Origin of the sequence: Spiroplasma endosymbiont of Danaus chrysippus, assembly GCF_902809815.1 — a bacterium.
Lineage (GTDB): Bacteria > Bacillota_I > Bacilli_A > Mycoplasmatales > VBWQ01 > Spiroplasma_E.
On sequence record NZ_CADDIL010000001.1, the window covers coordinates 205,449 to 227,252 of the forward strand.

21 protein-coding genes and 4 tRNA genes are annotated in these 21,804 nt (G+C 24.7%); 10 read left to right on the plus strand and 15 right to left on the minus strand.

Going from position 1 to position 21,804, the window contains the following annotated elements:
- Positions 1 to 215 precede the first annotated feature (215 nt).
- From rbfA to nusA, 4 genes are read right to left on the minus strand one after another with little or no spacing between them, the layout of a single operon-like run.
- On the minus strand, positions 216 to 575 hold the full coding sequence (rbfA, locus tag SPIRDC1_RS01180; protein ID WP_174480136.1) for a 30S ribosome-binding factor RbfA: 360 nt from the start codon (positions 573 to 575) through the stop codon (positions 216 to 218).
- 1 nt (position 576) lies between these two features.
- On the minus strand, positions 577 to 2,406 hold the full coding sequence (gene infB, locus SPIRDC1_RS01185; protein WP_233214952.1) for a translation initiation factor IF-2: 1,830 nt from the start codon (positions 2,404 to 2,406) through the stop codon (positions 577 to 579).
- Between the two features lie 27 nt (positions 2,407 to 2,433).
- Positions 2,434 to 2,724 (minus strand): RNase P modulator RnpM, encoded by a 291-nt coding sequence (rnpM, locus tag SPIRDC1_RS01190; RefSeq protein ID WP_174480138.1) that lies wholly within the window; start codon positions 2,722 to 2,724, stop codon positions 2,434 to 2,436.
- A complete protein-coding gene (gene nusA / locus SPIRDC1_RS01195; RefSeq protein WP_174480140.1) occupies positions 2,717 to 3,919 on the minus strand; it encodes a transcription termination factor NusA in 1,203 nt (400 codons plus the stop codon). The genes rnpM and nusA overlap by 8 nt, the downstream gene beginning before the upstream one ends.
- Positions 3,920 to 4,477: 558 nt before the next feature.
- Between nusA and SPIRDC1_RS01200 the strand changes: the two genes are divergently transcribed.
- On the plus strand, positions 4,478 to 5,149 hold the full coding sequence (locus SPIRDC1_RS01200; RefSeq protein ID WP_233214953.1) for a nuclease-related domain-containing protein: 672 nt from the start codon (positions 4,478 to 4,480) through the stop codon (positions 5,147 to 5,149).
- Between the two features lie 665 nt (positions 5,150 to 5,814).
- Complete coding sequence (locus tag SPIRDC1_RS01205) at positions 5,815 to 6,708, plus strand: hypothetical protein (protein WP_174480143.1); 894 nt, start codon at positions 5,815 to 5,817, stop codon at positions 6,706 to 6,708.
- Positions 6,709 to 6,935: 227 nt separating this feature from the next.
- Here SPIRDC1_RS01205 and SPIRDC1_RS10445 read toward each other — a convergent pair whose 3' ends face one another.
- The 4 genes from SPIRDC1_RS10445 to mgtA all read right to left on the minus strand — a co-directional run bounded on the left by SPIRDC1_RS10445 (position 6,936) and on the right by mgtA (position 10,792).
- Positions 6,936 to 7,277 (minus strand): ankyrin repeat domain-containing protein, encoded by a 342-nt coding sequence (locus SPIRDC1_RS10445; RefSeq protein ID WP_174480263.1) that lies wholly within the window; start codon positions 7,275 to 7,277, stop codon positions 6,936 to 6,938.
- Positions 7,267 to 7,353, minus strand: coding sequence for a hypothetical protein (locus SPIRDC1_RS10450; protein ID WP_368668547.1), 87 nt, complete (start codon positions 7,351 to 7,353; stop codon positions 7,267 to 7,269). The genes SPIRDC1_RS10445 and SPIRDC1_RS10450 overlap by 11 nt, the downstream gene beginning before the upstream one ends.
- Positions 7,354 to 7,373: 20 nt before the next feature.
- Positions 7,374 to 7,919 carry an ankyrin repeat domain-containing protein gene (locus SPIRDC1_RS01215; protein ID WP_174480144.1) on the minus strand — a complete coding sequence of 182 codons (546 nt, stop codon included), beginning with the start codon at positions 7,917 to 7,919 and terminating at the stop codon, positions 7,374 to 7,376.
- A gap of 161 nt (positions 7,920 to 8,080) precedes the next feature.
- Positions 8,081 to 10,792: a magnesium-translocating P-type ATPase gene (gene mgtA / locus SPIRDC1_RS01220; RefSeq protein ID WP_174480146.1), complete on the minus strand. Its 2,712-nt coding sequence runs from the start codon at positions 10,790 to 10,792 to the stop codon at positions 8,081 to 8,083.
- A 382-nt stretch (positions 10,793 to 11,174) separates the two neighbouring features.
- Here mgtA and SPIRDC1_RS01225 point away from each other — a divergent pair, with 382 nt between their 5' ends.
- From SPIRDC1_RS01225 to SPIRDC1_RS01245, 5 genes are all read left to right on the plus strand, one after another.
- The gene (locus SPIRDC1_RS01225) at positions 11,175 to 11,375 is read left to right on the plus strand and encodes a hypothetical protein (RefSeq protein ID WP_174480147.1); all 201 of its coding nucleotides are present in this window, start codon (positions 11,175 to 11,177) and stop codon (positions 11,373 to 11,375) included.
- A gap of 69 nt (positions 11,376 to 11,444) precedes the next feature.
- Positions 11,445 to 12,059 (plus strand): ribosome biogenesis GTP-binding protein YihA/YsxC, encoded by a 615-nt coding sequence (gene yihA, locus SPIRDC1_RS01230; RefSeq protein ID WP_174480149.1) that lies wholly within the window; start codon positions 11,445 to 11,447, stop codon positions 12,057 to 12,059.
- A gap of 226 nt (positions 12,060 to 12,285) precedes the next feature.
- On the plus strand, positions 12,286 to 12,807 hold the full coding sequence (locus SPIRDC1_RS01235; protein ID WP_174480150.1) for a hypothetical protein: 522 nt from the start codon (positions 12,286 to 12,288) through the stop codon (positions 12,805 to 12,807).
- A 214-nt stretch (positions 12,808 to 13,021) separates the two neighbouring features.
- A complete protein-coding gene (locus SPIRDC1_RS01240; RefSeq protein WP_174480152.1) occupies positions 13,022 to 15,319 on the plus strand; it encodes a heavy metal translocating P-type ATPase in 2,298 nt (765 codons plus the stop codon).
- 29 nt (positions 15,320 to 15,348) lie between these two features.
- A complete protein-coding gene (locus SPIRDC1_RS01245) occupies positions 15,349 to 15,504 on the plus strand; it encodes a hypothetical protein (protein WP_174480153.1) in 156 nt (51 codons plus the stop codon).
- Between the two features lie 334 nt (positions 15,505 to 15,838).
- On the opposite strand, the gene SPIRDC1_RS01250 is transcribed toward SPIRDC1_RS01245, so the two are convergent.
- A complete protein-coding gene (locus SPIRDC1_RS01250; protein ID WP_174479968.1) occupies positions 15,839 to 16,834 on the minus strand; it encodes an IS3 family transposase in 996 nt (331 codons plus the stop codon).
- A gap of 206 nt (positions 16,835 to 17,040) precedes the next feature.
- Here SPIRDC1_RS01250 and SPIRDC1_RS10170 point away from each other — a divergent pair, with 206 nt between their 5' ends.
- On the plus strand, positions 17,041 to 17,172 hold the full coding sequence (locus SPIRDC1_RS10170) for a hypothetical protein (protein WP_255495890.1): 132 nt from the start codon (positions 17,041 to 17,043) through the stop codon (positions 17,170 to 17,172).
- A gap of 163 nt (positions 17,173 to 17,335) precedes the next feature.
- The gene (locus SPIRDC1_RS01255; RefSeq protein WP_174479968.1) at positions 17,336 to 18,331 is read left to right on the plus strand and encodes an IS3 family transposase; all 996 of its coding nucleotides are present in this window, start codon (positions 17,336 to 17,338) and stop codon (positions 18,329 to 18,331) included.
- Between the two features lie 34 nt (positions 18,332 to 18,365).
- On the opposite strand, the gene SPIRDC1_RS01260 is transcribed toward SPIRDC1_RS01255, so the two are convergent.
- The 5 genes from SPIRDC1_RS01260 to SPIRDC1_RS01280 all read right to left on the minus strand — a co-directional run bounded on the left by SPIRDC1_RS01260 (position 18,366) and on the right by SPIRDC1_RS01280 (position 19,554).
- Positions 18,366 to 18,947 (minus strand): HAD-IIB family hydrolase, encoded by a 582-nt coding sequence (locus tag SPIRDC1_RS01260; RefSeq protein ID WP_174480155.1) that lies wholly within the window; start codon positions 18,945 to 18,947, stop codon positions 18,366 to 18,368.
- Positions 18,948 to 19,159: 212 nt separating this feature from the next.
- Positions 19,160 to 19,244 (minus strand) — tRNA-Leu (locus tag SPIRDC1_RS01265).
- A gap of 4 nt (positions 19,245 to 19,248) precedes the next feature.
- A tRNA-Lys gene (locus SPIRDC1_RS01270) sits at positions 19,249 to 19,324 on the minus strand.
- A 56-nt stretch (positions 19,325 to 19,380) separates the two neighbouring features.
- Positions 19,381 to 19,455, minus strand: a tRNA-Glu gene (locus SPIRDC1_RS01275).
- 24 nt (positions 19,456 to 19,479) lie between these two features.
- Positions 19,480 to 19,554: transfer RNA gene (locus SPIRDC1_RS01280), tRNA-Asn, on the minus strand.
- 245 nt (positions 19,555 to 19,799) lie between these two features.
- Here SPIRDC1_RS01280 and SPIRDC1_RS01285 point away from each other — a divergent pair.
- Positions 19,800 to 20,135 carry a hypothetical protein gene (locus tag SPIRDC1_RS01285; protein ID WP_174480156.1) on the plus strand — a complete coding sequence of 112 codons (336 nt, stop codon included), beginning with the start codon at positions 19,800 to 19,802 and terminating at the stop codon, positions 20,133 to 20,135.
- Between the two features lie 423 nt (positions 20,136 to 20,558).
- Here SPIRDC1_RS01285 and SPIRDC1_RS01290 read toward each other — a convergent pair whose 3' ends face one another.
- Positions 20,559 to 21,554 carry an IS3 family transposase gene (locus SPIRDC1_RS01290; protein WP_174479968.1) on the minus strand — a complete coding sequence of 332 codons (996 nt, stop codon included), beginning with the start codon at positions 21,552 to 21,554 and terminating at the stop codon, positions 20,559 to 20,561.
- Between the last annotated feature and the right edge of the window lie 250 nt (positions 21,555 to 21,804).

The window sequence follows — 21,804 nt, forward strand, 5'->3', positions numbered from 1 at the left end:
CATAGTTATTTTTGTAAGTCACACAGATTACTAAACATTCCCCTTACTTAGTAGCTACTGAATAATTCCCTTATTTTATTGATGATTCCTTTTTTATTATACTAATAATTTTATTTTTTTAAATAGTGTTTTATAGTAATTATTTAATAATTACTATAAAAAAATTTTAAATTTAAAGAATTAAAATGAGATTATAAATCTCATTTTAATTCTTTTTATTCATTTGAAGAATTATTATTTTTGATATTTTTTAATATTTCTTCAATGTTTTTAACTCTAGTGTTGGTATTATCATATTGAAAGCGTAATTCTGGAACTTTATATTTATTACTTGTTTTGGCAAGTGCGCTTCGACAAAAACCTTTCGCTTTTTCTAAAGCATTACTAATGGTTTTAATATCTAAATTATCTAAGTAAACTGTTCAAGAAATGGTAGCATAACTATTATCTTTTGTTATTTTTACATTAGTAATAGTGATATCTTTGAAAAGAATATTTTTTGATTCTTTTTTTAATATATTAGTAATTTCTTTTTTTAAGAAACTTTCTTGTTGTTCAAATTTAATGATAGACATCCTATTTTGTCTCCACTTCTTCTACTAAATATGATTCAATAATATCATTTTCTTTTAAGTCATTAAAATTTTTAATAGTAATACCGCATTGAGTTTCTTTTTTAGCAATTTTTAAATCATTTTTTTCATGTTTTAAACCACTGATTTCACCGTTATAAATAACAACATCATCACGAATGATATGAACTTTGCTATTACGTTGAATGAAACCATTAATGACAACACAACCAGCAATTGTTCCTACTTTTGAAAAATGAAAAGTTTTAATAACTCGTGCTTGACCAAGAATTTTATCTTCATAAGTTGGTTCTAATAAACCTTTAGCAGCCAATTCTAATTCTTCAGTTATTTTATAAATGATATTATGTAATCTAATTTCAACACCGGCATTGTTAGCAGCTTCACGAATAACATGATTGGGACGAACATTGAAACCATAAATAATACTTCCTGAAGTTTGAGCAAGTTTAATATCTGATTCACTAATACCACCAATAGTTGCTCTAATAAACTTAACAGTAATATCATTAACATTAATTTTATTTACTGCTTGAACGATTGCTTGCACTGAACCTTGAGTATCTGCTCGTAAAATAACATTAATTTGTTTTAATTCACCTGTAGCAACATCTTGTGTTAAATTACCTAAACTAATTTGTCGATTATTTCTAATTTTATTTGTTTCTTCTGTTTGTCGTACTAGTGCTACTTTTCTTGCTAATTTATCATCATTAAAAACAATAAAAGATTCACCAGGAGTAGGGGCTGTTTCAAATCCTAAAACTTGAACAGGCATTGAAGGTCCAGCTTTAGTAATTATTTTACCAGTATCATTAATAAGGCGTTTAATTTTTCCTTTAACACTACCAGCAACTACAATATCAGTAACTTTTAGTGTTCCACCTTGTATTAATAAAGTACAAATTGAACCAACATTTTTATCATGATGTGATTCGATAACAGTTCCATTAGCAAATCGATTTGGATTAGCATTTAGTTCTTTTAATTCAGCAATTACTAATATGGCTTCTAATAATTCATCAATTCCTTGATTTTTTAAAGCACTACCATAAACAAAAATAGTATCACCACCTCATTCTTCACTAGTTAAATCACAATTAGCTAGTTCATTCATAATGCGATCAGTATTAACATTTGGTTTATCCATTTTATTAACAAAAACAATAATTGAAACACCAGCTACTTTTGCATGGTCAATTGCTTCACGAGTTTGCGGCATCACACCATCATCACCAGCAACTACTAGAACAACAATATCAGTAATTTTAGAACCACGTGAACGCATTTCAGTAAATGCTTCATGACCCGGGGTATCAATAAAAGTAATTAATTTATTATTAGTTTTAATTTGATAAGCACCAATATGTTGAGTAATACCACCGTGTTCTTGATTAGTAACTTTAGAATTACGGATAGTATCTAATAGTGTTGTTTTTCCATGATCAACATGGCCCATAATTGTAACAACAGGTGGTCGAGTTACTAAATTTTTTTTATCATCTTCGAGATTAATATTTTCTAATAAGTTTTCATATGTTACCACTTTAGCTTTTTCAAAATCAATATTTCATTCCAAACAAAGTTCAAGCATTAATTCTTGAGTTAATATTTGATTTTGATTAAATAGTTTGCCTTGTTTCATGAAGTATTTAATAATGTCAGTTACTGGATGATGCAATGCTTTAGCAAATTCTGAAATAGTTAAAGGTTCGTTATATAAAAATACTCCTTTTTCATTAATTTGAGATGTTTTTTGTTTTAGTTGTTGATTAATATTTTGTGTTTGTTGAGATATTCGTTTTTTTGCCATTTGCATCCCGCCTTTCGCTTGGGAAAATTAATCTCAATTTTTTTTAATTTCATTAATTAGTTGTTCATAAAATTCATTTGGAATTTTTGTTTTTAATGCTCTTTCTAATGCCTTATTTTTAATAAGCAAAGGTATTAATTCAAGTTTAGGTTGGATGTAGGCACCTCGACCATTTTGTTTGCCAGTTTTATCAATGAATAATTGTCCTTCTTTATTAATAACAATTCTAATTAATTCACGTTTAGGTAAAATACTATTTGTAACTATACATTTACGCATTGGTATTTTTTTACTTTGAATTAAAGGTATTTTATTCATAACGACCTACTTTATTGTTTATTGATTTTTGTTTTTTCATTGTGTTTTTTTTTAATAATTCAGATATAAACTTTTCATATTCACTTTCTTTAATATTACCATTTCAAGTAAATTTAATATTATTTTCATTTGCTTGTTCTAATGAAGTAATATTAATATTTCAGTGAGTTACACCGGCAACTAATTTAGCAGCCATACCATTTTTACCAATAGCTAATGATAATTGTTCAGTAGGAACAATAATATTTGTTTGTTTTTCTTCTTCATTAATATCAATTGAAATAACTTTAGCTGGTGTTAAAGCGTTAATTATATATTCTTTTATATTAGGATTTCAGGCAATAATGTCAATTTTTTCGCCACTTAATTCTTGCGTAATTAATTTTGTTCTTTCGCCTTTTGGACCAATACATGCACCAATACCATCAATGCTTGGATCATGACTAACAATTGCAACCTTAGCTCTAATTCCAGGAATACGAGCAATATCTTTAACTTCGATTACACCTTGTGCTATTTCAGGAACTTCTAATTCTAGTAAACAACGTAAAAAATTAACGTGAGTTCTTGATGCTAAAATTTGACCATAGTTTTTATTTTTAATAATATCTTCAACATAAAATTTGATGTAAGTATTATTAGCGATTGGTTTATTTTTTGGTAAAATCTCACTAGGGATTTGATTTTGTTTTGGTAAGAAAGCATAGGCTCTACCAATTTTAATTAACATATAAGTTTCTTCAACGCTTTCAATAGTACCAATTAATATGTGATCTTTTTTATCAATAAATTCATCATAAATTGATGTTTTTTCTGCTTCACGAATTGATTGTTTTACTACTTGAATAGCTTTAAAAATTGATAAACGAGAGAATTGATCACTAGGAATTATTTGCGTATATGTATCACCAATTGTTAAGCCGGGATTCTTTGTTTTAATAGTTGAAAGTGCAATTTCTAATTCAGGATCTTCAACTTTTGGAACAACAATTAAATCCTTTAAAATTTTAATAGTACCTTTATTTTGATCAATTTCAATTCTGATATTTGTACTATCATCACGATGACTTTGATATTCATATGCTTTTTTTAGTCCTTCTTTTAAAGCTTCAATGATATCTTCTTTTGCTATTTGTTTTTCTTCAGCAATTTCATTTATGGCATTTAAAATGATTTGACTAATTTCTTTGTCCACTTTTTCTCCTCCTTGTTTTTTATAAACATTGTTGTTTATTATTTAATAGTATTTGAAATAGATTTATTTCAAAATGAAAATATACTTAAATAAAAAAATAAAATATATTACACTAGAAATAATAAAGACAGCTGGTAGCTGTCTTGCTATAATTCTAATTCATTGCTCATTATACAATATTATTAATTTGAAAACAATAGAAATTTATTAAATGATAGAGTCTTATTATCGTAGATTATATTGTAGAAATATCTTTCATTATATTAATGGTAATTTTCAAGTTTTAAATTGATTAAATATAATTATTTATATAGTAGTAATTGTTTTTGTTCTATTATCATTGAAAGATATAACATTCATTTTAAAGTTTCTATTTTTTAAAATCAATGGGAACTAAATTGCTTTTCAATACTAATTTGTTCTTATATTGATATCAATCTCCTATATATTCTGCTTATCAAAGATTAGACATTTTTTAAAATATTTTCAAACATTAGTAAAAATGTTAAGATTTATTTATTAAATTTTATTAAATAATAAAAATTTGGAGTAAATATTATGAGTAAAAATAAGAAAAAGAATGAAAATATTGGTATTATAATTTTTATTTGTTTAATAATTATTATCACTATTATATTTTTGATTAAGTCATTATTTAAAGGTTTAGAAAAATGAATTGTTAATAATGTTTGAATAACTATAATTATTATATTTTCTATAATTATTGTTTCAATTTTAACTACTATTATATTGGCAAATAAATATTTAAAATATAAAAAAAATTATTTTAATTTAGAAAAAAGTAAAGAAATAGAATATTCTTATCAAATAATAGAATTAGAAAATCGAATTAAAAATTATGAAAAAATTTATCCAAATTTAAAAAATTTTGAACATCCTTATCAATATAATGATAATTTAAATAATACGTTAGGTATTAAAGGTGAATTAATTGTTAAAGAAAAAATAATAAGTATGTTTAATGAAGAAGATTTACAATTATTTAACAATTTATATTTACCATCTATTGAAGGAAAAATTAATCAAATTGATCATTTATTAATTTTAAATAGTTGTATTTTTATAATTGAGACTAAAAATTGATCTTTAAAAACTTATGGAGATTATTTTAAAAAAATTGAATCCAATATCATGGTGAAAGACAAGAATTTATTCCATCACCTCTTTATCAAAATAGAAGTCATGTTAGAACTATTCTGTATCTTTTAAAAAAGAAAACATTAATTTAAAACAATTTAAATTTTTTAGCCTTGTAGTATTTGTTCAAAATAATTTACAAATTACTGAAAATAGTAACTTAAAAATAAATGAGAAAGCATTAAATTTATTTGAATTATCTGAATATATTAAAAATAAAATTGAAGAAAATTCAGGAAAATGTACTTCTATTTCTAATAATCAAAGAAATATAATGAATCAAATTATTTTAAATAATAATAATCCAGAAAACATTCAAATTCATAAAGAACAATTAGACTATTAAAAACACAGTTTATAAGCAAACAAAATTTAATAAATAAATTAATTTTTCTAATAATCTTCTGTCCTTGAAATTTTAATTAAAAAAATGTATTTTTATTTTCTGTTCTTAATTTTTAAATATAAAAAAACCTGAAAAATTTTCAGATCTTTTTACATTATATTACTCAATAATCTTGGAAGTACTGTAGAGTATATATAAAAAATAATAAGAATGTTCAGTTAATGAACAATTTAATCTTAACATTTTTGAAATTATTTTCTTAAAAAAAGCAAAATAACACTTAATAATGAAAAATACTATAAAAAGAGCACCAAATAAAAAAGAGTGTATAATTAAGAGCAGAAAATAGTTTATATTTTTCAGAAAAATTATCTAAGGAGGAAAAAATAATATGAGAAACATGAAAACATTACTACGACTAATGGGTGCTGCTGCTTTAACAACAGTTGCAGCAAGTTCAGTTGTTGCATGTGGAACTCAAACAAAAGCGCCAGTATTGAATGGCAAATATGCAACATTACTAGGATGATATAGTGATGAAAAAACAACTACAATTAATCAAGAATTAAAAAAGGATGATAGTTCTGCTGGTAAAGAAAGTTATTCAATTGCTGTTAGTGCTGTTGATAATACAAAAATTACAGCAACTAAATTTAATGAAAAATTATTAAAAGCAGGTGACGGTGCTGATTCTGATAAATCTCAAGCATTTAGTGATGATGCTGCAGCCTTTTTAAAAGATTTAGGATTTACACCTGATAGCAAGAAGTTTTATTCAGCTGATGATGTTAAAAAGATTACTGCTTTATTTGCAAAAGTTGAAAGTACTGAAGCAGGTAAAATTGAAGCAAATAGTGCAAAAAGTGATTTTAATGTAGCTGCTGGTACTTGTCAAATTAATATTATGGATAAGGCAACTGGAGATGATGCCAAATCTGTAAAAAAATATACTATTAATACTCTTAAGAAAGATACATTAGGTGTTCCTGCTGCAGTAGCAGCAATTGTTGTAAAGAACAATTTAGCATTGACTCCTGCAAACAAGTTTAAAAAAGATGGAAATGTTCTTACATCTTTACCTTGAGCTGATGGAAAAACTAAAGAAAAAAATCTATATGATTCTTTAGTTAAGTTAATTGGTGGTCAAAAATTAGTTTGATCTACTACTGATGGTGGAACTGCTATAAACAAGTACCCTAATGATACTACTACTGATGTATTTTTAAGAGTAATGTTTGGTGAAGTAAAGGTAGTAAGTTTTAAAGTTGACAAAATGCCTGCTTAATCATTAAATATTTTAAAAGATTGCAATTGCAATCTTTTTTAATTTATATTCTTTTTTATCACTTAAAAAATTTTATTAATTTATTAAAATTATAAAAATAATTTCAATTTAAGAATAATAATAAATAGCAGAAAATAATTTATATTTTTTAGAAAATTATCTAAAAGGGGAGAAAACATTATATGAAAAATATAAAAACATTATTACGATTAATGGCCGCTACTACTTTAACTTCATGTTAAAGCACTATCACCATTAGCATCTAAATGATTAATATCTACACCATTTTTTATTAAAGTTTTAACTACATCTAGGTGTCCTTCTTTGGCTGCTCATATTAGAGCATTATTACCATATTTTGTTTTATGATTAATAATATCACTATTTTTTGTTAATAAAGCGTTAACTATTTCTGTGTGTCCGTTTCTGGCAGCTCATATTAAGGCATTTTCACCAGCATTATTTTCGCGATTAATATTAATATCATTCTTTATTAAAATTTTTACTATATTTAAGTCTCCATTTTTAGCTACTATTATTAAAGCAGTATTATTAAATTTAAGTTTTATGTAGAATTACATCAGAGTTTATTTTAATTAAAGTATCAACTATTTCCAAATAACCTTTTCTGGCGGCTATTATTAAAGCAGAGTTACCAAGGTTGTTTACATGATTATTAACGCGTCATTATCTTTTGTTATTAAAACTTTAACTGTTTCTGTGTGTCCGTTTCTGGCAGCTAATATTAGAGCAGTATCACCAAATATATTTGTATCATTAATATAAGCACCATTTTTTAATAAAGTTTTAATTGTATTTACATGCCCATTTTGTGTTGCTGATATTAGAGCAGTATTACTAATTCAATTTTTGTGATTAATAATCTTACTATTTGTTTCTAATAAAGTGTTAACTACTTCTGTGTGTCCATTTTTAGCAGCCATTCTTAAAGCATCATCACCAAAATCATTTATATGGTTAATATTAGTGTTATTTTTTAATAAAGTTTGAATAATTTTTAAATTACCATGTTCAGCAGCTATTGTTAATGGACTATTACGATGTTCATCTACATAATTAACATCAGCGTTATTTTTTAATAAAGTTTGGGTCAATTCCAAATCATCATGTTTAGCGGCTTTAATTAATTTTTCATTTTTATTAATATTTATAGTTGTATTTAATTTAGATATTTCTTTTAAATTAGACATTTTTTTCTCCTATCAAATTAAAAAACCTATTTATTTTAAAACTAAAATAAATAGGTTAAAAACTTATATTAAGTTTGAAAAAATTATAGCATAAGATTTATTTCTATAGTAAATATAGATAATTGCTATTTAGAATTGCAAACTTTAAGATTAATTAGCTGTTATAATCATTTTTTAAATACTTTAATATATCCCATTTTTATTAATTGACTTAGCACACAATAAGTCATGATTATTCCTAAAACAATTGGAATATAGACTGGCGGTGGTCCTACCATATTCATTTGATGACCAATGTAAGTATAAGGTAAACTTAATGCAATGGTACAAATAACAATTGCCATTATATTTACTGGTCAAGTACCACGACTTTGAATAAAAGGAATTTTTTCAGTTCTAAACATTTGTACTATTAATGTTTGCGTTAATAAACCTTCAATAAATCATCCCGAGTTGAACATATTAATATTTTCTGCAGAAGCATTAGCAAAGACACCAAATCCAAATCCTAAAATTGCAAAAGTAGAGATATCAAAAATACTACTTATAGGTCCATTAATAAAAGCAAATGGTAACATTCCTTTTGGATTTCAGCGTTGTGGTTTTAATAAAAATGATGGATCAACACGATCAAAGGCAATAGTAAATTGTGAAATATCATATAATAAATTTTGAAATAATAATTGTACTGGTGACATTGGTGCAAAAGCAAATCATGCTGATGCTACTAGCACACTAAAGACATTACCAAAGTTAGAAGCAATCGTAATTTTAATATACTTTAAAATATTACCAAAAATGCGACGACCTTCAATAATCCCTTTTTCTAAAACTAATAATGATTTTTCTAATAAAATGATATCTGATGCTTCTTTTGCAATATCAGTAGCATTATCAACAGAAATTCCAACATCAGCATTTCTTAATACTAAAGCATCATTAATACCATCACCCATGAAACCAACAACGTGATCATTACTTTTTAAAGTTTGAATAATCTTTGCTTTTTGTAATGGGTTTAGTTTAACAAAAATATTATTATTTTCAACAATTCTTTTTAATTCATATTCAGTTAGGCCAGTTAATTGTTCACCAGAAATTAATCCTTTAATTTCTAGATTAACACGATTACAAATTGCTCTTGTTACTAATTCATTATCACCAGTTAATATTTTAAGATCAACACCATGTGTTTTTAGCAATTTGATCATTTTTGTTGCTGTAGGTTTTGGTGTATCAAGAAAAGTTACAAAACCAAGAAAAATTAAATTTTTTTCGTTTGTTTCATTATATTTATCATTAGTAAGATTTGTATCTTCATATGAGACACCTAAGACACGTAATCCTTGTTCATTTAATTTTGTTATTTTTTTATTAATCATTTTCATTAAATCAGAATTTAATGGTATTACTTTATCTTGATAAACTATACGATTACATGTATTAATAACTTCTTCAATTGCACCTTTACAAATTAATTTTTTATTATTTAATTTATCTTCTAAAACAACTGTTAATTTACGACGATTAAAATCAAAAGGAATTTCATCAATTTTTTGATAATAATTACTTATATTTTTTAATTTATTTTTTTCTCCAAATTCAAGTATTGAATTATCCATTGGATTTTTTATTCCTGTTTGAAAATAACTATTTAAATAAATAAACTTAATTAAATCATTATTTGTTTTATTGTCCAATGTTATATGGTTGACTACTTCAATATTATCATTAGTTAAAGTTCCTGTTTTATCAGTACATAAAATATCAATTGCACCTAAATTTTGAATAGCAGCTAGTTGTTTAACAACTACTTTTTGTTTACTCATTTTACTAGAACCTCGTGCTAGATTAGAGGTAACAATCATTGGTAGCATTTCAGGAGTCAAACCAACAGCAACCGAAATTGAAAAAATAAATGCTGCAGGTCAATCATTTTTTAAAAGGCCATTGATAATTAACACAATGGGTACCATTACTAGCATAAAGCAAATTAACATTAAAGTAACGCGTTTAATTCCTTTGGAAAAACTGCTTAATGGACGTTGTTTATTTATTGTATCAGCAATAGTAGCGAAGTAAGTGTTAGTAGCTGTTGCTATAACAATAGCAATTGCACTTCCAGAAACAACACTTGTTCCCATAAAACAAATATTTTGTAAATCAAATAAGTTTTGATATGCAGGATCGTTAATAGCGTGTTTTTCAGTAGGTAGTGATTCTCCTGTTAATGATGATTGATTAATAAATAAATCGTTGCTTAATAAAATTTTTAAATCAGCAGGAATTAAATCACCAGCTGATAAATAAATTAAATCACCAGGTAACAATTCATTAACATTTATTTCTTGTGCTTGTTTAATTATTTTAATTGAGTTTTCTTTAGTAATTTGATTAATGTTTATATTACGAATAACAGTAGTTGTATTTTTGACCAAAATTGTTAAATGTTTAGTAATAAAAAAAGCTCGTATTGATTGAATGTAAATTAGGGTTCCACTTAATAAAATCATAGTTCCAACAATAATAGCGGCAACCAATGAATAAATTGAAGTATCATTTGTTGTAAAATATGAGAATAAATTATAGATAGTAATAATTGCTAAATTTATATTGAATGGTCCAAAATATGCTTTTAAAAATTCTAAAATTCAATTAAATTTTGTATTTTTTAAAGTATTAATACCATATTTTTTTCTTCTTATTTCAATTTGGTCTGTTTTAAGACCAAAATTATGTAAATCTAAATTTTTTAGTAATTGTTTTTGGTTAAATTGTGCAATTTGTTTAATATAATCACCATTTGTGTAAACTAATGGTTTTTTAAAACTAAATTGTAATTTAAAATAAATTTTGTCTAAAAAAATCTTCATAATTTCTTTACCTCCTTATTTTTCTTATTTTAAGACTTTTAAATAAGGATTTAGAAATTTATTAACACGCTAAAAAAATATTTTTTTAGTAAAAATACTAGGAGAATATTTGACTGAATCTTTATTTAAAAGTACACTTTTAAAATTACTAATTTTTAAATTAGTAATATTTTTATTATTATAAATGGAATCGCTGTCAGTCATGATATCACTCTCTTTTATCCTTTGACATTTTAACATGTTTTTCTTTAAAAAGATAACTTTTTTTAATTTATATAATTTTAGGAAAAAGATGATTACTATAAAATATTCAAATTTATTTTATGTTATTATTAATTAATGTTACGTGTTACTTTAATAATTAAAATAATAGGAGGTAAACATGAATACATTTGTAATAGTTGCTATTATTATAATAGATATTGCTATTATTAGTTTTATGTTATTATTTAAAATTATAAAATGACTTGCTATTTGTATTATTGTTGGTGGTATCATTTTGGCTGCATTATTTTTTGGTTTTGGTATATGACCATTAGATAATATTCATTTTACTAATTTTATTAATATTAATAAAAATTAAAATAATAAATAATAATTAGTTTAAATTTTAACTATTGACTATAATATATTTTTGAATAAGAGGTAAAAAATGGAACGAATTAAGCAAGCACAATTTTTAACTAGTGCTATTAAAGAAGAACAATGGCCGCACGATGAAATTCCTGAATTTTGTTTTGTTGGTCGCAGTAATGTTGGTAAATCAACATTTTTAAATACAATTTGTAATAATGGTAAGTTAGCTAGAGTTTCACAAACACCTGGTAAAACACAAATGCTAAATTTTTTTACAATTAATAATAATATTTGTCGCTTTGTTGATGTTCCTGGCTATGGTTTTGCTAAAGTATCAAATGAAAAAAAAATCCAATTTGCGACAATGATCGATGAATATTTTCAGTCACGAAAAAATTTAAAAGCAGTTTTTTTATTATTAGATTTAAGACATGCACCCAGTAAAGATGATATTGATATGTTGGAATATTTACAACATTATCATTTAAAAATTCATTTAATTGCTACTAAAGTTGATAAAGTGAAAAATAGTCAATTAGTAAAAAATAAAAAATTAATATTATCAACTTTAAAACTTAGCACTAATACTCCTATTATTTTATTTTCTAGTATTAGTAAACAAGGAATTGATTTAGTAATTAGTAAATTAGCAGATGATGTTAATACTGATGAAGTTGAAGTAGAAACTTAATAGTATAATATTTGTTGTTATAAAAAAGATAAAAGTTGTTTAATATGTATATATTCTTATCTATTTTTTATTTATATTGATTATAAACCAGTATATCTATAAATTGTATATGATAGTTTGCAATTATTAAAAATATCAATATTCAGTATAGAATAGAATATAATAATAATTAAACTTAATATAAGTTTTTAACTCATTATTTTGATAAAAATAAATGAGTTTTTATTTGAAAGGAAGATTAAAAGAAATGCCTATAAAAAATGAAATTTTACAAAATCTTGAAGCAAAATCAGAAGAAAATGTAGAACAAAAACCTACAAAATGAAAAGAGTTTAAAACAAAACATCGAACAACCGCAAAAATTATAAAAGTGACTAAAGGTGTTGGTGCTGGTGGTGCCTTATATATTAATCCTATTGCTCAAATGAGCGTTTTAGTTACTGCTACTGTTGCGGGTGGTGTTAGTGTTGTTAGTAACCGTTCTGAAGAACAATTAGAAACTGATATGATAACTGCTGGTGCTATTGGTGGGATTGTCAATGCTGTAATATTACCTGTTTGTATTCCTGTTGGTGCTGGTATTGGTGCTATTACTTTTGGCATAGATGCAGCAAAAAAATTTGATGAAAAACAAAGAAGACAAATTGAAGTTGACAATGATAAGTTTGCAGATAAAAAAACCGCTATAAATAATATAGATTCACAAATTGAAGTAAAAATAGAATCAAAGAAAATGGCCAGTTTATAATTAATTTTTAGATTTAAGATAGTCTATGTTATAATATAAAAATATTACTTTTTAATTACTTTTTAAGGTAATAAATCCCCAATCATGTTATTGGGTATTTAGTTTTTTTATTATTTTTTAACATTAAAATGTGTATAATTTATTTTTGTATATATTGTGTGTTAAAAAATAATAAAAAGATTAAAATATTAAAATTTGAGGAGATGAAGTTAATATGAATAATACAAGTGATATAAATGATAATTTTGTTATTAGTAGAGCAGTACTGTCAGATGTTTCATGTACCTCTTGTGCTAGTGTCATTGAAAGACATTTTACCAAAGAAGATGGTATTACTGTTAGTATCAATTTTGCTACTAAAAAAGCACAATTTAGTTATGATCCTAAGTTTTGAAATGAAAAAAAAATTAAAAAAGCAATGGATCATTTAGGATATGAAATTTGTAAGTTTGAACCTGAGATTAAAGATCTAAAAACGAGTCACCAAGTTGATATGAAAGATATTACAGATGATCATAGTAGTCATAGTCATAGTAGTGAACAACATCAATCTCATATGTCAGAACAACATCGTAATCATCAACATAATGTTAAATTACGTGATTTAATTGAACTTATTATTGGTTGAATATTGTTACTACCATTATTATTAATTATGATACCTAATACTTCATTTTTTGATAGTTTACGTAATCCTTATATTCAACTTGCACTAGCACTTCCAATTCAATTTTATTTTGGTCGTAAATTTTATATTGGTATTTATCGAGAATTAATTAAACAAAAATGACCTGGTATGCATACTTTAGTAGCACTAGGAACAACAACGGCATTTATTTTTTCTATTTATTTAATGATAATTAATAAAACCGAACACTTATATTTTGAAGTTAGTGCTTCAATTATTATGATTGTTTTACTTGGTGATTTAATTAGTGCTATTGCACAGAAAAGGGCTACTAGTGGCTTAGAAAGTTTAATGTCATTAAAACCAAAATCAATCTTAAAATATGATTATAATACCAAAACAGAAACTTTTATTAATATTGAAGATGTACAATTAAATGATATTTTAATTATTCGAAAAGGTGAAAATATTCCTACTGATGGTCAATTAATTAGTGAAGAAGCATTTATTAATGAATCAATGTTAACTGGTGAATCGCAAGTTATTACGAAACAAGTTAACCAAAATTTAATTGGTGGAACTAATAATGTTGGTGATAGTTTTAGGATGAAAGCAACTAAAATTGGTAAAGACACAGTATTAGCAAGTATTATTAAGGCAGTTGAAGATGCACAATCTCAGAAACCAAAATTACAAAAATTGGCTGATAAAATTTCTGGGTGATTTACACCAACTGTTATTTTAATTGCCATTTTAGTTTTTCTTATTCGTTATTTTGCAGTAGGTAATGGTGTGCAAGAATCATTAGAAATTGCAATTGCAACTTTAATAATTGCTTGTCCTTGTGCATTAGGGATTGCAACACCATTAGCAGTTGCTGTTGGAATTAATAAAGCAGCAAAAATAGGAATCATTTATAATAAGGCTAGTGCTTTTGAAAAAATTACTAAGATTGATACCATTTGTTTTGATAAAACAGGAACATTAACTACTGGTAATTTGGTTATTACTAAAATTTATGGTCAAGAAAAACATGTTAATAAGGCAATTGCTATGGAAAAACATTCAACACATCCTTTGGCTTTAGCTTTTTCTTTATATGCTAATACTAATAATGTTGGACAATCATTGACAATTACCGAAGTTAAAGAACAAATTGGTTTTGGTATTAAAGCAAAATATCAAACTGAAGAATTACAAATTTCATCACTTGAAAATTTACAAAAAGCAAAAATGCCATTTAGTCCATTTCTAAAAACATTTGATTTTGAAACAGTTACTCCTAGCCAGAAAGTATTGGCATTGGCAATTAATAAAGTTGTTACTAATATTTTTATTTTAGAAGATGAATTACAAACAAATGCATTATTAACAATTGAAAAAGTTAAAAAACAGGGAATTGAGGTTATTTTAATTAGTGGTGATAATGAATCACAAACACTTGCTATTGCTAATCGCGTTGGGATAGAAACATACTTTGCTAATGTTACACCACAAGGTAAATCACAAATTGTTGCTGATTTACAAGCAAAAGGGAAAAAAGTAGCGTTTGTTGGTGATGGTATTAATGATGTTATTGCCTTAGAACAATCTGATTTAGCAATTGCAATGGGCTCTGGTAGTGATATTGCTAAAAAAATTGGTGATATTACTATTCTTGATAATGATATTAGTATTGTTTATAAGGCTATTGTTTTAACTAAAAAAACTAAAAATAATATTTGAATAAATTTTATTTGAGCATTTAGTTATAATATTATCATTATTCCATTAGCTGCTGCCGGATTTATTATTCCACCGTTGGCTGCAATTGCGATGGCTCTTTCTGATATAACTGTTGTTGGAAATTCATTAATTTTTAAATGAAGAAAATATAAATATTAGATAATATATAAATTAATAATAATGAAAAGTTGATTAGAATTAATCAACTGATAATTGATGATTATAAGAACAAACTTTCTCTATTAGTAAAAGAAAGAGAAAATAATGATTGAGAAACAATTAATTTAGAAGATATTGATAAACCATCTACAAGTCAAAATAAATGAAGTTTATCAAAAATATAAAAAAAGTTACCTTTCTCTATAACCCTACTAGGTAAGTGTTTTGATTATACTGTATCATTAATGATTTGTATAGATATTTTAGAATAATTATTTTTCTTTTTAATTTTGCTATTTTTTATATTTGATTTTTGTTAGAAAGTAAGTAATTAAAAAGTTTTATATTTATTTTCATAAAATTTATATTGTATATTTAATTATGTCATGTTATTATTTCTTGTATGTTAAGATTAAAAATTAACATAAAAATACACAATCCTAAATATTTTAAGAATTGTGTATAATTAATTATATGGTGGTTAGCCCTAAATACTGGACCACTTTTGGATAGACAGTTTTAAATTTTTATTTGTGAAATTGGTGGTTTTAGAAATTTAGAATGTATTCTTTCGTAATTATAAAACATAATATATTGGTTTACATCATTTATAGCTTCATTGAGAGAAAAATATTGATTTGAACCTTTAGGTAGTCATTCTTGAGATAAATGAGAAAATCAGTTTTCAGATATTACATTGCCACCAATATCATAAGGTTGTTTTTTGCTTAAAATTATTTGCTTATCAGCAGCTCAATTTGTGATGTCTTGACAATAAAATTCGTTGGCGTTATCTGAGTGTAAAATAACGTTTTTTACTTGGTTTCAAGAGAATTGTTGATTTATTTTTTCAAGTGCAGGAAGAATTAAATCTTGATAGGATTTGTTTGAACATGTATTATAGCTTACAATATTATTTGAATAAAAATCAATAATTACAAAAAGATATAATCAACCTTCTTTAGTATTTATTTGTTTAGTGTCCATTGATCAAATTTGATTTGAAGAGGTTGTACTTTTATAATCTTTGTTTACTTTATCCATTGTAGGTATTCACTTATTTGGATTTTTTTTGTTTTTAGGATAGTTATTTTTAGTTTGTTTTAATCCTTGAAGATTGTGATCTTTCATAATTTTTCGCATTTGTTTTGTTGATAATTCTAGATTTAAAATAATATGTTTGTATTGTTTTAATCATTCTTTAAATGCTGAAAAAATTCGTAAATAGCCATAAATTTGTCCTTTTCTTGTAAAATGAAATTCAAGTAAAAGTTGGCATAATTCTTGATATTTATGTGTACAATTACTAATTTGATTTTTTTCTTTTTTAATAGGGTTTTGTTTGTTTTTTACAAAATAATATGTTGATCGGTTTAGTTGAAGATGTTGGCAAAGATATCTAATTGAATATTGGTTTTTGCTATCATCAATAATTTGAATTTTTTGTTTGATATTTAACTTGTTAATTACTAATGCTATTTGTTTAATTTTATCCATTATTAAAAATCCTTTCATGTCAAAATTAGTGTTAATTGTATAACACAATTGTTTTTCGAATACATTCAAGTTTTTTTTAAATTAATCGTCTAGTAAAAAGGGCTAAGTAGCAAGTAGCAAGTAGCAAGTAGCTAACTTGCAACCTATGCATAACTATTGTAATAGTGTTAAGTCTGATGATTAATAAATTTAATATTAATTAATATTTAAAAGGAGGTGAAAATATGACGCAAAGAAAAACAAGTGCTAAAGTTGCTAGTATAGCTTCAAATGTACTTCGTGATGATAGAACATCAGCAAAATCTAAAGCTGCTGCTGGTAGTGCTCTGTCTCAAAGAGCACCTAAAAAAAAGTAATTTTTTAAAAATATATTTTTAAAAAATTACTTAGTATATTCTAATAAGAATTAGGTCAAAATTCTTAATAGCTACTTAGCCCTTTTTACTAGACGATTAATTTAAAAAAAACTTGAATGTATTCGAAAAACAATTGTGTTATACAATTAACACTAATTTTGACATGAAAGGATTTTTAATAATGGATAAAATTAAACAAATAGCATTAGTAATTAACAAGTTAAATATCAAACAAAAAATTCAAATTATTGATGATAGCAAAAACCAATATTCAATTAGATATCTTTGCCAACATCTTCAACTAAACCGATCAACATATTATTTTGTAAAAAACAAACAAAACCCTATTAAAAAAGAAAAAAATCAAATTAGTAATTGTACACATAAATATCAAGAATTATGCCAACTTTTACTTGAATTTCATTTTACAAGAAAAGGACAAATTTATGGCTATTTACGAATTTTTTCAGCATTTAAAGAATGATTAAAACAATACAAACATATTATTTTAAATCTAGAATTATCAACAAAACAAATGCGAAAAATTATGAAAGATCACAATCTTCAAGGATTAAAACAAACTAAAAATAACTATCCTAAAAACAAAAAAAATCCAAATAAGTGAATACCTACAATGGATAAAGTAAACAAAGATTATAAAAGTACAACCTCTTCAAATCAAATTTGATCAATGGACACTAAACAAATAAATACTAAAGAAGGTTGATTATATCTTTTTGTAATTATTGATTTTTATTCAAATAATATTGTAAGCTATAATACATGTTCAAACAAATCCTATCAAGATTTAATTCTTCCTGCACTTGAAAAAATAAATCAACAATTCTCTTGAAACCAAGTAAAAAACGTTATTTTACACTCAGATAACGCCAACGAATTTTATTGTCAAGACATCACAAATTGAGCTGCTGATAAGCAAATAATTTTAAGCAAAAAACAACCTTATGATATTGGTGGCAATGTAATATCTGAAAACTGATTTTCTCATTTATCTCAAGAATGACTACCTAAAGGTTCAAATCAATATTTTTCTCTCAATGAAGCTATAAATGATGTAAACCAATATATTATGTTTTATAATTACGAAAGAATACATTCTAAATTTCTAAAACCACCAATTTCACAAATAAAAATTTAAAACTGTCTATCCAAAAGTGGTCCAGTATTTAGGGCTAACCACCAATTGAAAAAACATTTGTATGATATTGAACAATTGTTAAATCTGGAAAGTTAGTTTCAAAATTATTAATGAATTTTGTAATTTCATTAGCCTTTCAATATTTTTCTAAAATAACCATTACTTTTGAAATTGGCATTTTAATATCAGTACTATTAGTTAACTTAATAATTTTAATTTGCAGATTTTCAACTCATGTACTTCAACTATTAGCCGCATGGTTAACATACAAAGTATCAATACTATTAAAATGTAAAATCATTTGTTTATTATATTTGGTTAATCATTCATAAAGTTTAATTGTTGTTTCTGAATTTAATTGTTGTAAATAAATTCATTTTTGTTTAGTATATGATCAAATTTCAGCGCCATCATTACCAATAATATAAGCATCATATTTTTCAGCATTAATCATTTTACCAACACGAATAGCATTTTCACCATATCTACCTGTATTAATTACAACTTTAATATTATTTTTTTGAGCTTTTAAACAAGCATTAAGATTAATTTCACTTAAGGCACTGCCACTATCAAATAAAGTACCATCTACATCAGTAAAAATTATTTTTACCATCAATCATTTCTTGCTTTCTTTTTTCTATTATTTTATTAATATTATAAAGATAAAATAATAAAATACTATATATTTCCATAGAATAAAATTTCTTAAATTAAAATAAAATATTATATTTTAAACATAATATTTTATTTTAATTTTTATATAATAAAAATTTCAAAAAAGAAAAAACCTTTAATGAAAAACATAAAGGTTAATAAAATAATGTATGGTGCGGAACAAGGGACTTGAACCCTCATGCCTTTCGGCGCCAGAGCCTAAATCTGGTGCGTCTGCCAGTTTCGCCAATTCCGCATTTTGGTGTCCCGTATAGGCCTCGAACCTACAACCCTCAGATTAAGAGTCTGATGCTCTGCCAATTGAGCTAACGAGACATCTAGGGGAATAAAAAACAAGTAATTATAATACTTGCAGTCTAAATATTAATTAATGGTGACTCGTACGGGGATCGAACCCGTAATGTAGGAATGAAAATCCTATGTGTTTACCAATTCACCAACGAGCCGTAGAAAACAAGAGTTTAGAATAATGGCGCCCAGTATAGGATTTGAACCTATGACACTTCGATTAACAGTCGAATGCTCTGCCGCTGAGCTAACCGGGCATTTACTAAACCTTAATTATTATATTGAAGAAAAGTATAATTTGCAATAACTAATAAAGTTTTTTTTATTTTTTTCTTGATTACGGCAATGTATATGCTTTATTAATCATTTTTTTAAATTAAATATAATAATAACTTAAGTATTATTTGTAATAATGAATACTATTAATGGTAAAATTAATTAGAAAGAAGTAAACATAAAAATCATGTAGAATTACATTATTAATATAAAGGGGTTTTAATTTATGAAGTTATTATTAGCAACATTAAGTTTTTTAACATTTGGAACAACTGTAGGAACTTTTGGAAATGTATTAAGTACGAATCTAAGCAAAATAAATAATAGTATTAAAGAAACTTATACTATAATTCCTAATTCATTTAGTTTGAAAAGTGAATTAAGAAAAGAAAAAATGAATACTGATAATATTGATGTTGATATGTTAGATGGAATGACAAAGGCTATTATTCGTTATATGCCAGATACAACAGATTTACCTTTTTTAGTTAAAGAGGTTAATTTGCTTTGACTAAGTAATGATATTAGTCAAATAATAAGGACGTATGAGATTAACCCTTAGAATTATGAGTAACATTAACAATATAACTGCAAATTCTATGATTTGTTAATTAAATTATATCATAAATTTTAAAAATATTAAAAAATATAATTACAAAATTACATTTAAATAACACAAAAATACTAATCTTAAAATTAGTTTTTAAAAATATGAAATTGCAAATTTTTAACCACTATTAAGATAACTTCTAGAATTTAAATAATTTGCTTTTGCTATTAACAGATTATTTAATGTTTGATAATTATATATTTTTGCTCCATTAGTTAAAGATTTTAAAAAATGATAAACATCACTTTCTGCAGAACATCCAATATTTCATGAAGCATTTTGATTTACAATACCATGAGCATTATTTTTAAAATAATTATAAGTTTTTTCATGGTGGTTAGCCCTAAATACTGGACCACTTTTGGATAGACAGTTTTAAATTTTTATTTGTGAAATTGGTGGTTTTAGAAATTTAGAATGTATTCTTTCGTAATTATAAAACATAATATATTGGTTTACATCATTTATAGCTTCATTGAGAGAAAAATATTGATTTGAACCTTTAGGTAGTCATTCTTGAGATAAATGAGAAAATCAGTTTTCAGATATTACATTGCCACCAATATCATAAGGTTGTTTTTTGCTTAAAATTATTTGCTTATCAGCAGCTCAATTTGTGATGTCTTGACAATAAAATTCGTTGGCGTTATCTGAGTGTAAAATAACGTTTTTTACTTGGTTTCAAGAGAATTGTTGATTTATTTTTTCAAGTGCAGGAAGAATTAAATCTTGATAGGATTTGTTTGAACATGTATTATAGCTTACAATATTATTTGAATAAAAATCAATAATTACAAAAAGATATAATCAACCTTCTTTAGTATTTATTTGTTTAGTGTCCATTGATCAAATTTGATTTGAAGAGGTTGTACTTTTATAATCTTTGTTTACTTTATCCATTGTAGGTATTCACTTATTTGGATTTTTTTTGTTTTTAGGATAGTTATTTTTAGTTTGTTTTAATCCTTGAAGATTGTGATCTTTCATAATTTTTCGCATTTGTTTTGTTGATAATTCTAGATTTAAAATAATATGTTTGTATTGTTTTAATCATTCTTTAAATGCTGAAAAAATTCGTAAATAGCCATAAATTTGTCCTTTTCTTGTAAAATGAAATTCAAGTAAAAGTTGGCATAATTCTTGATATTTATGTGTACAATTACTAATTTGATTTTTTTCTTTTTTAATAGGGTTTTGTTTGTTTTTTACAAAATAATATGTTGATCGGTTTAGTTGAAGATGTTGGCAAAGATATCTAATTGAATATTGGTTTTTGCTATCATCAATAATTTGAATTTTTTGTTTGATATTTAACTTGTTAATTACTAATGCTATTTGTTTAATTTTATCCATTATTAAAAATCCTTTCATGTCAAAATTAGTGTTAATTGTATAACACAATTGTTTTTCGAATACATTCAAGTTTTTTTTAAAATTAATGCTCTAGTAAAAAGGGCTAAGTAGCAAGTAGCAAGTAGCTTGGTTCAATTGTTGTTACATTATTACCATTAATTATTGTTAGTATTGCCACTCTTGACAATGGAGTAATAACTTTAGTATTAGGATTATCATTTGTTTTTATTGGATTAAATGGTGGTTTAGTTGCTTGTGGATCATTATT